At 36.5% G+C, this 11,611-nt stretch carries 11 protein-coding genes; 4 read left to right on the top strand and 7 right to left on the bottom strand.

Annotation, left to right across the window (positions count from 1 at the left end; translation table 11 throughout):
* Window positions 1-54 precede the first annotated feature (54 nt).
* The 4 genes from lepB to IGL48_RS04515 all read right to left on the bottom strand — a co-directional run bounded on the left by lepB (window position 55) and on the right by IGL48_RS04515 (window position 3,782).
* The gene (lepB, locus tag IGL48_RS04530; protein ID WP_048949669.1) at window positions 55-603 is read right to left on the bottom strand and encodes a signal peptidase I; all 549 of its coding nucleotides are present in this window, start codon (window positions 601-603) and stop codon (window positions 55-57) included.
* A 220-nt stretch (window positions 604-823) separates the two neighbouring features.
* Window positions 824-1,543, bottom strand: coding sequence for a LutC/YkgG family protein (locus IGL48_RS04525; RefSeq protein ID WP_010777529.1), 720 nt, complete (start codon window positions 1,541-1,543; stop codon window positions 824-826).
* Window positions 1,536-3,008, bottom strand: a complete 1,473-nt coding sequence (locus IGL48_RS04520) for a LutB/LldF family L-lactate oxidation iron-sulfur protein (RefSeq protein ID WP_010777528.1) — start codon at window positions 3,006-3,008, stop codon at window positions 1,536-1,538. The genes IGL48_RS04525 and IGL48_RS04520 overlap by 8 nt, the downstream gene beginning before the upstream one ends.
* A 12-nt stretch (window positions 3,009-3,020) precedes the next feature.
* Window positions 3,021-3,782, bottom strand: coding sequence for a (Fe-S)-binding protein (locus IGL48_RS04515; RefSeq protein WP_002360596.1), 762 nt, complete (start codon window positions 3,780-3,782; stop codon window positions 3,021-3,023).
* Between the two features lie 369 nt (window positions 3,783-4,151).
* Between IGL48_RS04515 and IGL48_RS04510 the strand changes: the two genes are divergently transcribed.
* From IGL48_RS04510 to IGL48_RS04495, 4 genes are all read left to right on the top strand, one after another.
* Entirely contained in the window at window positions 4,152-4,439 is a 288-nt protein-coding gene (locus tag IGL48_RS04510) for a hypothetical protein (RefSeq protein WP_016633855.1), read from the top strand.
* 180 nt (window positions 4,440-4,619) lie between these two features.
* Window positions 4,620-4,805: a hypothetical protein gene (locus IGL48_RS04505; RefSeq protein WP_002358046.1), complete on the top strand. Its 186-nt coding sequence runs from the start codon at window positions 4,620-4,622 to the stop codon at window positions 4,803-4,805.
* Window positions 4,806-4,976: 171 nt separating this feature from the next.
* Window positions 4,977-6,329, top strand: a complete 1,353-nt coding sequence (locus IGL48_RS04500) for an amino acid permease (RefSeq protein WP_002382100.1) — start codon at window positions 4,977-4,979, stop codon at window positions 6,327-6,329.
* A 109-nt stretch (window positions 6,330-6,438) separates the two neighbouring features.
* On the top strand, window positions 6,439-6,840 hold the full coding sequence (locus IGL48_RS04495) for a YxeA family protein (RefSeq protein ID WP_002369637.1): 402 nt from the start codon (window positions 6,439-6,441) through the stop codon (window positions 6,838-6,840).
* Here IGL48_RS04495 and IGL48_RS04490 read toward each other — a convergent pair.
* The 3 genes from IGL48_RS04490 to ace all read right to left on the bottom strand — a co-directional run bounded on the left by IGL48_RS04490 (window position 6,837) and on the right by ace (window position 11,385).
* The gene (locus IGL48_RS04490; RefSeq protein ID WP_048949668.1) at window positions 6,837-7,571 is read right to left on the bottom strand and encodes a class I SAM-dependent methyltransferase; all 735 of its coding nucleotides are present in this window, start codon (window positions 7,569-7,571) and stop codon (window positions 6,837-6,839) included. The two genes, IGL48_RS04495 and IGL48_RS04490, sit on opposite strands and share 4 nt — an antisense overlap.
* Before the next feature lie 69 nt (window positions 7,572-7,640).
* Window positions 7,641-9,236, bottom strand: coding sequence for an ATP-binding cassette domain-containing protein (locus tag IGL48_RS04485; RefSeq protein WP_048949667.1), 1,596 nt, complete (start codon window positions 9,234-9,236; stop codon window positions 7,641-7,643).
* Between the two features lie 124 nt (window positions 9,237-9,360).
* Window positions 9,361-11,385: a collagen-binding MSCRAMM adhesin Ace gene (gene ace, locus IGL48_RS04480; protein WP_142956597.1), complete on the bottom strand. Its 2,025-nt coding sequence runs from the start codon at window positions 11,383-11,385 to the stop codon at window positions 9,361-9,363.
* Between the last annotated feature and the right edge of the window lie 226 nt (window positions 11,386-11,611).

Below are 11,611 nucleotides of genomic sequence, written 5' to 3'. Positions count from 1 at the left end.
AACATGTGTTTGTTTTTACACATTTCCGTCCTTCTCTTTTACTCATTGTCTCTTTTATTGTTTTAACACTTCTGGTATTGGACCAAACCGTGAGAATGGCCACATCACAAATTTCACTTCACCCAAAATATCTTTTTTATGAATAAAACCAATGACACGACCGTCTTTTGAATTCCGTCGATTATCACCTAAAACAAAGTAGCTATCTGCTGGTACTTTTTCTTTTAATGAAAAATCGCCTGTCAAAGGTTGACCATCTGTTAAGGCTTTTTTAAATTCATCTAAATAGGGTTCGTCAACTTCTTTTCCATTGATGTACAACGTATCATCCTTGTACGCAATTGTATCTCCAGGTAAACCAATCACACGTTTAATATAATTTTTATCTGGTTCATCTGGCGCTGGGAAAGTAATAATATCGAAACGATTAATTTCTGTGTTTTTTAACGTAATTACCCGTTCACCATCTGCTAACGTTGGATCCATTGAATGACCTCTCACTACGACAGGCGTAAATACAAATTGTCTCAGTAAAAACAGACCCAAAGCTAAACAGGCAAAAAAGACGACTGTTTTAATTAATTCTTTTGATTTCAAACTCATTCCTCCAAAAACCTTATTATCTTATGTCTCATATTCTACCACAAAGTAAATCAATCCTATAGTGCTTAACACCCAATTAATTTTTATGTACGCTTTTTTTACAAAATGGTCAGAAAAAAAACGTATTTCTTTCAAATTTGATTCTTACTTTTTTGATCCTGCTCATAAAAAAAGCATAATCAATTCTAAAAAGGGCTGAATTGATTATGCTTCTAGCGTTTTAGCGATCCATCACAACCACGTAACAAACTTCTAAAGGACCATGCAACCCGACAACCAGTTGCATTTCAATATCTCCTGAATTAGAAGGCCCTGAAATAAAGTGAATCGCTGAGCCGATTTTTTCGCCTTTTTCTATTTTTTCTGTATAAAAAGCTGCTGGCTGAGTCGAACGTGGAACGAGTTTGCTAAACGGTATAATTGAAATGTAATGCTTCGGTAAAAAATGTAAGGCTCTGCCTTGTCCCGCATTGGACTCCACCACAATCGTTCCTGATTCAGCTAGTAAAAACTCAGCAAAGGCAATCGCGATATTTGCCTGAGCAGCTGTTTGAATATTCGCTTCTCGTTGCTCACTTCCAGGTTGCCATTGCTTAACAGAAACAGCCTCTAATGACTTAGCTAAATCAGCTAATCCATAGGCTTCAAAACGTGCATCTGTTGGCAATAAAAGATTGCCCCCACCAAACTCAGCAACAATTTGCTGAATCGTCGTCAGTAAATTTTCTTGTGTGGTTTCCACTAAGTTCGTGTGAATCGTTTCCACACGCTCCTTCACAATCGTTAATAGCTCTGCTGGTGTTTTATCTGCCAACTGTTCTTCTGGTAAATGATTAACTGGCTCAAATGGCTGGGCCGAAACAGGCTGTTTTTCTACGCCTAATTTTTCTCGTAGATTTTGTAAAAAAGGTTCTCGATTTTGAATCGCTTCGTTAGTCATTTTTTTCACCTTCTTGATGTTTTTTGAACCAACTTCTGAAGTTTTCTGAAGATTTTGGTGGTCTTGGCAAATCACGAACATCGGTCCAGCCTTTTACTAACCCTGGTCCTTTATCAAGGTAGCCCCCATGATTGTACATGTTTTCAACAGTAATGTCTTTTTGTTTACTTAAAATGCCCACTGCAGCATGATCGACTTTCATGGCTGCTTTAAACATTGCTGGTGAACCAGTGGCTTTGCCTACCATACGCATTTGGAAATCTTCGAATCCATGTTTCATTTTCAGATCATCGGTCATCACTTTACGATGTTCAATTAATAATTCGTGCAATGGAATTTTCACAGGACACGTTTCCGTACATGCCCCACAAAGACTAGACGCATAAGGCAATTCCCCAAACTGTTTATATCCACCTAAAATTGGAGAAAGCACAGCACCAATTGGTCCTGGATAAATAGAGCCATAACCGTGCCCTCCAATATGGCGATAGACCGGACAAACATTCAGACAAGACCCACAACGAATACACTGTAAGACTGGCTGAAAGGCTGTTCCTAACGCTTTTGAACGCCCGTTATCCAAAATGACTACGTGAAATTCTTCCGGACCATCGGATTCATCCGCATTTTTTTGCCCAGCAAACGTCACATACGTTGTTAAATTTTGACCAACGGCACTTCTGGCTAAAAGGTTATCTAAAACCTCTGCTTCACGCATTGTTGGTACGATTCTTTCCATTCCCATTAACACGATTTGTGTCTTAGGAATACTGATGGTCAAATCAGCATTTCCTTCATTTGTATTTAAGTTAATTAAGCCGCTATCCGCAATAGCGAAATTACAACCTGTAATGCCAATCTCCGCTTCCAAAAAGAATTTGCGCATCACTTCTCGTGCACAGCGTGCCAAATTTACCGGGTCATTATCTCCTTGATACCCTAATTTTTTCGCAAAAACCTGACGAATCTGTTCGCGATTTTTATGAATACTTGGGAAAACAATATGTGACGGCTCATCCCAGTCATCCATTTGTAAAATGAATTCCGCCAAATCTGTTTCCATCACACTAACATCGTCTAATCCCAATAACATTGGATCTATATCGACTTCGGTCGTCACCATTGATTTAGATTTCACAATTTTTTTCGCCTTTTTTTCTAGAACCACTTGCTTCACATATTCATTGGCCTCTTCGGCGGTTTGAGCAAAAAAGACTTTGCCACCTCGTTTGGCAACGTTATCACTGAACTCTTCTAAATAGTCAGGCAGATACTGAATTGTATGTTGGCGAATTTGTTCTCCCAGTTCACGCCATTGTGGCCAATTGCCTAAAGCTTCCCGCGCACCTTCTCGTTTCTCCCATTGGGCATCTTGTGCTTTGGCGACAGCCTTTTGCATAAACACATCTTTTTTACTTTCTTCAATTCGTTCACTTAACGGCTTATTGCTCGTTGATAATCCCACAGTTCTTCCCCCTTACCCTACCGATATGATTTGCGGTTGGTCCATGCGTGCTTCATCCACTTCGTGATTAAGGACTTCTGCAATATGCATAATCTTAATCTTTTTCCCATCACGATTGAATTTACCCCCGATATTCATCAGGCAACCCATATCCGCACTAATTAAAATTTCTGCGCCTGTATCAATCACATCGTTCATTTTTTCCGTCACCATTTGTTCAGAAATAGCTGGCATTTTCACTGAAAACGTTCCGCCAAATCCGCAACAATTTTCAAGATGTCCTAAAGGAATCATTTCTAATCCTTTCACATGATCCAACAAAACAAAGGGTGATTCTCGTTCATTTAAAATTCGCGTCATATGACAAGAACGATGATAAGTGGCTTTCCCATATAACGTTGCGCCAACATCTTTGACCCCTAAGACACGATAAAGAAACTGACTAAACTCGTAAGTTCGCTCAGCTAAACGTTGTGCTTTTGGTCCATAAATAGGATCATCTGCTAAAAATTTGTGGTATTCTTTCATCATGCCGACACAAGACCCCGCAGGTCCCACCACATAATCGGCACCATCAAAACTATCAATTTGATTCTTAAGCGTTGTCGTGCTCTCTGTCACATAGCCACTATTATACGTTGGCTGACCACAACACGTTTGGCTTGTTGGTAAAACCGTTTCACAGCCATAACGTTCCAAAACCTCTACCATTGCTTGCCCTACATTTGGAAAAAGTAAATCCACCACGCATGTCGAAAATATACTCACTTTCACGCAAAATAACCTCCTCGTTTTCTACGAAAAGGCTCCATGAAATTAATTGGGCGGCTGTCATTAAAAGTCACTTGGCTGTCGTCTCTAACTACTTCACAGTGCCTTTTCAACAAATACGTTATTTGTAACAAAAATCGTTTTTTAAAATGATTCTTATACAATAATTATTTTACCAGTATCTGGTTTTAACAGCAAACGATTCCAGAAATTTTGTGCATTTTCACACAAAAAAGGAGGCTTTTTTATAAAAGTTTCTTTTACCCCCTTCGAAATTCGTTTTTTCTGAAGAAAAGAGTGACGAAATTTTGAAATTTTGGTAAACTAAGAAAAAACGAGAAACGAGGGCCATGCATGTTCATTTCATTTAACATGTTTATTCTATTAATTGTTGCAACGATCCTAATGATTTTTCTGATTATCTATTTGACAGTCACTGGAAATGATAAAAATAATATAAAGAAACAAAAGAAAGAAACAAAAAGAACTACGCCAACTTTAAACAAAAAAACAACCGTTCCCCCTTCTCAGAAGCCAAATGTTGTGACTGATGTTGCAAAAAAGAGCGAGCCGGAAAAGCAAGCCGTACAACGAACACAACAACCAACCACTAGAGAGGACGAGACTTCTCAATTTACACGAAGCCAACGTCATAAATAAAAATGGGACATAAGTCGAAATGACTTATGTCCCATTTTCTAATTCTTAAGATAATCAGCTGAACAAAAAATCCGCTAGTGGTTTCACTTTTTCTTTTAATTAATGATAGTTTATTCTTCTTTTCAGGTGTATACTAAATGATTGAAAAGAGACTTTAACTAATTAGGAAGAGGTGATTTTTTGTCTGCAAAGCGGTTTATTCAATTATTCATTTGTTATGCTATTTCAATGATTGTCGCAATACTTTTAACGGACTTATTTAATTTCTCGAGTCCTATAGCTTATTTAGTAGTGGCTAGTATCATCGGCTATGTAGTCATTACTGTTCCATTAACAATTATGACTCTATTAAAAAATAAAAATTAATAAAAAAATTGAGCGATTTTAATCACTTAAATTGCTCGATTTTTTTATTTTCATAATATTTTTCACTTATTTTTTCATTTTCATTGACAGAATAGTTGTAATTGTCAGAAAATTGTATATAATAAAGAAAGTTATTTTCATATTATTTTTTTTCAATTAAAGGAGAATCCTATGAGTGAAACACAACAAACAACCTTAAAAAAACAATTAAGCTCGCGCCATATTACGATGTTAGCCTTAGGAGGAGCGATTGGCGCAGGTCTTTTTAAAGGAAGTGGCGAAGCAATTGGTATTGCTGGTCCTTCTGTATTAATCGCCTTTCTAATTGGCGGTGCTGTTCTCTTCATCGTCATGAGTGGTTTAGGAAAACTCGTTTTAGATGGCGGAGACACACATCATGGTTTGTCTGGCTTGGTTCGACCATTTTTAGGTGCACATTCTGCTGATTTTATTGATTGGGTTTATTATTCCATGTGGACAATTAATATTATCGCAGAAGCGGTTGCCGCAGCTTCCTTTTTACAACTTTGGTTTCCTAATATTCCTGCTTGGTTTTTTGTTTTCATTTTAGCTATTTTAACGACGCTCATCAATCTTTACTCGGTTCGTTTATTTGCAGAAACAGAATATTGGTTGGCGTTTGCTAAAATTAGTGTCATCATTTTGTTAATTATTTTTGGTGTTTATCTGGTGGGACAACAAATGCTAGGCAGTGGTGTCTTCCCTACTTTACAAAGTATCACCGATCATGGTGGCTTCGCCCCACATGGCATGAAAGGTATTGTTAATTCTTTATTAGTAGTTATTTATTCTTATGGCGGTTCAGAATTAATCGCGATTACTGTCAGTGAAGCAGATGATCCTAAAAAAGCCATTCCTAAAGCGATTCGTGGTGTGATGGGACGGATTATTTCCTTCTATATCATTCCATTATTCTTACTTTTGATTATTTTCCCTTGGAATACATTAGCAGGCACAACGGTGAGTCCATTTGTTATGGTTTTTGAAAAAATGAATATTCCTTTTGCTGCTGACATCGTAAATTTTGTGATTATTTTAGCCTTGTTTTCTTCTATTAATTCTGGGGTATACGCCTCTTCTCGCCTTTTATATTTTCGCTTAAAAGATAAAAAAGGACCCATGAGTAAACTAGCGGTTTTAAACAAGCACCAAGTACCTCAACGTTCAGTTTTCTTCTGCGCAAGTGTTTTATATCTGGGCGTTATTCTTTCTTATTTTGTTGGCGATGAATTATTTGGTTACTTAGCCGGTTCTCTCTCTTACACTGTCTTGCTAATTTGGATTTTAATTAGCGCTGCGGCGTTTGTTCTGTCTTTAAAACGAGGGTCTCTCTTTGAAAAAAGTATTAATCTCCTTGCTTTAATCATTTTAGGCCTCATCTTTATTGGCATCTTATTTACAAATTCGTTAGGCGTTACTCTTTTAACAGGCCTATTGTACTTTGTTATTTTCTTTAGTTATCGTAAGAAAAATGATTCCTTTCTACTCTCTGATGAAAGCTAAATAGACTGAAAAAACGAACAGTTTTGTAAGAGAACTGTTCGTTTTTTCGATGTTCCATCTCCTTCTTCTTTTGCTATGCTATTTTTGTAAATTGTTAGGAGGAGAAAAAATGAAAAAAATCGGCGCTATTTTATTTATTGGCTTATTGATTGTTGGTGGTTATACAGGCTATCGTTATTATGCAGATACATATAAGGGTGAAAAAGCCTATGCACAAGTTCCTCTAGAAATTCCTGAACGAAAACAAACAGTAGATGACAATCAAAAAAGCATAGATGGCCAATATTCTTTACACTATCGACTAACTTTTGTTAAAAGTAATGGAAAAACACAAGTCATGGATTACGAACGGACAGACAAAAATCCGCAACCTTTGGAACCAAATGCTTACATAGAAGCAACCATTAGTAAAAAAAGAATCATCCAATCTCCTGTTAAAATTGATAAAAAAGAGATTCCAGAAAAAGCTTTCGCACAATTAAATAACCGAAAAACAACCAGCGATAATTAGTCATCGCTGGTTGTTTTTTTACATGGAATCGCAATTAATTCATAAATAATGGTACGCTGATTTTGCTTAATTTCATGAGAACCAAAAATTTCTTGTACGCGTTGTTCTAAAATTGGAACTGACCATTGTTCTTCAAAATAGCTGCGGAAAAAGTCTTTTGAAATAGTTTCTGATGCTTCAAAGAAAAATTTTTTTGTGAAAAAAGGTCGCTGTTCTTTTTTTAGAAATGCTTTGTATTTTGCCATCCAATTTAACTGCGGGTTGCTCTCTTGCTCAAAAGGAGAAAACAACGAATCTTGCTCTTCCACTAGCCGAAATATAAGACACCATTCTTCACTTAATTGGCACAATGCATTAACTTTTTCCGGCGTATCCAAAGCAGGGTTCATCGCTGAAAAAACGACTTGAAATTTTTTCCCAGTCTCAATCAGTCTTTCTTGGCTTTGGTGAAGAAAAACAACGTTGCTTTGTGCTTTTGCTTCCGCAATCTCCAACATTCTCTGAGAAATATCGGCTAGCGTGTACTCCGTGACTTGCTCTTGAAAAAAAGGTAAGTATCGTCCTGTCCCACCTGCGATATCCAAAAATGTCTGACACGGAAAAATGCCTTCTTGGACCAAGAAATCACGTAATTCTCGGACAATTGGAAATGGCGATTCTTGTTGAATTTCTTCATATTCTTCTGCAAATTCATCCCAAAATTCCGCTAATTCTTGCTCATTATTATTCATCAACAGTTGCCCCTTTCTCTCAATTCTTATAAAAAGTGTAGCAAAAGATGTGCCAAACAGCTAACAAGTTCACTCATTTAAATCAATAATTTCATCTACAAATCGCAGGGTTTTAGGTCGATGAGTAACCAAAATAGTCAACTTATTGTGGGTAAATTTTTGTACTTCTTGTAACACTTTTTCTTCGGTCTTTTCGTCCAATGCGGAAGTCGCCTCATCTAAAATAAGAATCTCTGCTTGTGTAAATGCTAAGCGTGTAAAAGCAATCCGTTGTTTTTCACCACCAGAAAAATTCATTCCTTTTTCACTCACAATAGTGTTTAAACCTTCCGGCAACCGTTCATAAAGTTCCCCCAACTGAAAACGATACATAGCTTCAATTACTTGTTCATCAGAAATTTCTTGATTCAATACAATATTTTCTTTCAACGTTCCTTGAAATATTGGCACATCTTGAGATAAATAAAAAACTTTTTCATAATAATCTTCCAAATTGAATTGTGTTAGAGGAAATTGATTCACATAAACTGTCCCCTCTGTCGGCTTCAATAATCCTAAAATCAATTTAATCAGGGTAGATTTGCCTGTCCCACTTTTTCCAATCAAGCCATAGGTTTTATTCATTGAAAATTGTCGATTTTGTTGGGACATAATCGTTTGACTATCTACGCTAAAACATACATCTTTTAATGAAATTGTTTGAATTTCAGGTAACACTTTGCCTGGAACCGCTAAATCAGGATCATCTTCTTTTTTATAAAAATCTTCCAAGCGCTGATAGGCTACTTTATCCAAATTATATTGAACAAATAAAACATTAAATATGGCTATCGGCGTATAAATTCGATCGATATACATCACTATCGCTACAAGTCCACCTAAACTTAGCGTCACGACGTTAGTAAAACTAAGTACGACAATACTTACTTTGATTAGTGCGACTAACAAGGCAAAAAAGCCAAAGAAAAATTCATGGATCATAGTCATTTTTGTTATATTTTGACTATTTTCCTCTGCCATTAACGCGTAATTTTCAATCTCTTTTTTATATTTTCGATTAATTCTAAAAGTCACTAGTTCTGTCATCCCTCGTATCAAAGTAGCATTCATTGCTTCTTCGGAAATAAGTGTTTTTTCTTTCATGTTTTGTAGCGTTTTCAAAAGTATTTTGGTTAAAATAAATACAATCACATAACCAATTAGAATTGCTGGCAGTAATTTTTTATCAATCAATGCTATGAAAAACAAATTAAATAACGTCTCTGGAATTAGCTCTCGAAATAAGCGTCCATAAAAATTCAAGTGGATATTTCTCCCAGCTGCTGCACCAACTTCTACTTTTTGTAGTAAAGCTCCCGCTCCCAGTTTTAGATATTCTTCATAGGAAATCTTGCTCATTTTTATTAAACTTAATTTCTTCAAATAGAAATAGATGCCATTAGTTAAGTAAGCTTTCGGTTTCTGTTCACAGTAAGACAATAGCGGAATTAAAATAATTGTCGTTCCATACGCTACTAACAACCCTAGTTGGAAACTTTTTTGATAATGATCTAACAACTGTTGAAAAAAATAAATTGCTAAAGCACTACATAATGAAACAATCACGCCAATCAAAATGTACCAAGTGAAGCTTTTCCGAAAGTGCGACCATATTTTTTTAGTCATTTACTCCCTCCTTTTCGAGCATTATATACCTTACTGTAGCATAGTTTTTGATTGGCGCCTATCAACAATTTATCTCCAGATAATAGAAAAGCCCCCCAGCGAAAGCTGGATGGCTTTTCTATTGTTAATTCTTTCTGATTTGTAGATAACTTACACCTAAAACGGCAAATGTACTTGCCAGTATTCCTGCTATTAGCATAAACGGTGTTTTTGTTGTGCCTGTTTCGGGAAGTTCTCGTTGCCCGTTTGCTTCATTTAATTTTTGAATTGGTTCACTAAGCAGTTGGGGAGCCAACTGTGGTCTTCCTTCATTTTTCAATGTATTTAATGGAGCGTTTAGTATTTGTGGTTGATTTTTTAATGTAACATTTTTATTTTTCTCCACAGTTGTTTCTGTGGATGGCTGTTTTTTCTCAGTTGTAGTAATTTCTTTTGTTGGCGAGACATGAACTTCTGGTTGGCTGCTTTCTGCCGTTTCCGTTGTGCCATTCTCTTCAGTTGTCACACTTGGTTTTTCAGGTATGATTGGCTCAATCGTGCCTAGTGTTTCACTTTCATCTAGATTTTCTTCTTCTGTTGGTGAGACATGAACTTCTGGTTGACTGCTTTCTGCGGTTTCTGTTGTGCCGTTCTCTTCAGTTGTCACACTTGGTTTTTCAGGAATAATTGGTGAAATTGTACCTAACGTTTCACTTTCATCTGGATTTTCTTCTTCCGCTGGTGAGACATGAACTTCTGGTTGGCTGCTTTCTGCAGTTTCTGTTGCGCCGTTCTCTTCAGTTGTTACGCTTGGTTTTTCAGGAATAATTGGTGTAATTGTACCTAACGTTTCACTTTCATCTGGATTTTCTTCTTCTGTTGGAGAGACATGAACTTCTGGTTGGCTGCCTTCTGCAGTTTCTGTTACGCCATTCTCTTCAGTTGTCACACTTGGTTTTTCAGGTATGATTGGTTCAATCGTGCCTAGTGTTCCACCTTCATCTGGATTTTCTTCTTCTGTTGGCGAGACATGAACTTCTGGTTGGCTGCTTTCTGCAGTTTCTGTTGCGCCTGTCTTTTCACTTGTTTCTGTTGCCTGTTCCGAAGTAGGTGTCTTTGGTTCCCATTCATCTATTGTCTCTAAAGGAATGTCTAGACTTTCTTCTGTTGGCATTTCCACATTTTGATTGCCGCTTGCCTCGCCTTCTACAAAAACATTTTTAACCTGTGATGTATTTTTTTCATTCGTTGCGTCTTGATTGTTTAGTTGATAATTGATGTCATAACTATTTTCAAATGTCGCTTGATGTTGCCCCGCTTCCGTGATTGTCGAAGTGTAACGGACGATAAAGGAAGTAAAGCGTGCTTTATCCCGATAAAAACGTAAATTAAAGTCATTATCTGTCACGAAGTCAATTTTGCCATAACCTTGTTGCTCAAACTCGGCAAGTGAAATATATTTAGTTTCTTTGTCATTCACAATATCAAATGTAAAACTCTCTTTATTTAATTGTTGACCACTTCCTTGTCGATCCGCAATTGAAATATCTTCAGTGACATCGGATTTATTGAGGTTCACATTTAAAAACCAACGTACTTGATTTGACTCTCCAGCCAAATCGCCTACTTTATAAAAAAACGGATAGTCTCGCTCAATTTGGCCAGTCTCTGTGTTAGTCACTCCTTCAATCGTCAAACGTTGAGTCGCCGTTGCTGTTCCGAAATCCGTTTCTATTACATTCGGTTGCGAACTATTGGTGATAAGCGTTTTAATCCCGAAAGAAAAATGCCCATTCACATTATGTAAAGATTCAACTTTTTCATTAAATGTTGCTACAACATGATCTTTATAGATAAAAACTTCCCCTAAACCATTTAAATTGATTTTTCGTGGTGAGCCATCGTTCTCGGTCATTCCAACTAATGCATTTGGTAAAGTTAAAGTAATAGTATCGCCAGGTTTTATTTTCTGATTCTCTTTGTCACTAAAAGATACTTTAATGGAGGTCATCTCCCCTTGATATAAAGTAGTGTGATCTAATTCTACTTTGTCAACGATTGAACTTTTGCTCAATTCGGCGCCAAACGAAATTGGACCAATCAATAACGCCCCCGCAATTGGTAGAATCATTACCAACAGTAACACTAAAAATTTTACACTTTTTGCCATAAAAAATTATTCACCTTTCTTTTCTCTTATTTTTTCCACTTAGTGGTCTTTTTAAGAAGTTGACAATAGCAAAAAGATATGTATCGTACAATATTAATGCTCATTTAAGTAGCCTTTTTTTTAATTTCTAATTCACTTCCTAAGGAAAGCGTTTTATTATGGTAGTTACATTAGATAACATTTGTTACAAAATATCTAATGCTGCCAAGTTTGAGTTGCATAAATA

The sequence above is a fragment of the Enterococcus sp. DIV1090 genome (genome assembly GCF_050537975.1).
GTDB lineage: Bacteria > Bacillota > Bacilli > Lactobacillales > Enterococcaceae > Enterococcus > Enterococcus faecalis.
This window is presented reverse-complemented; position numbering and strand designations above follow the sequence as displayed.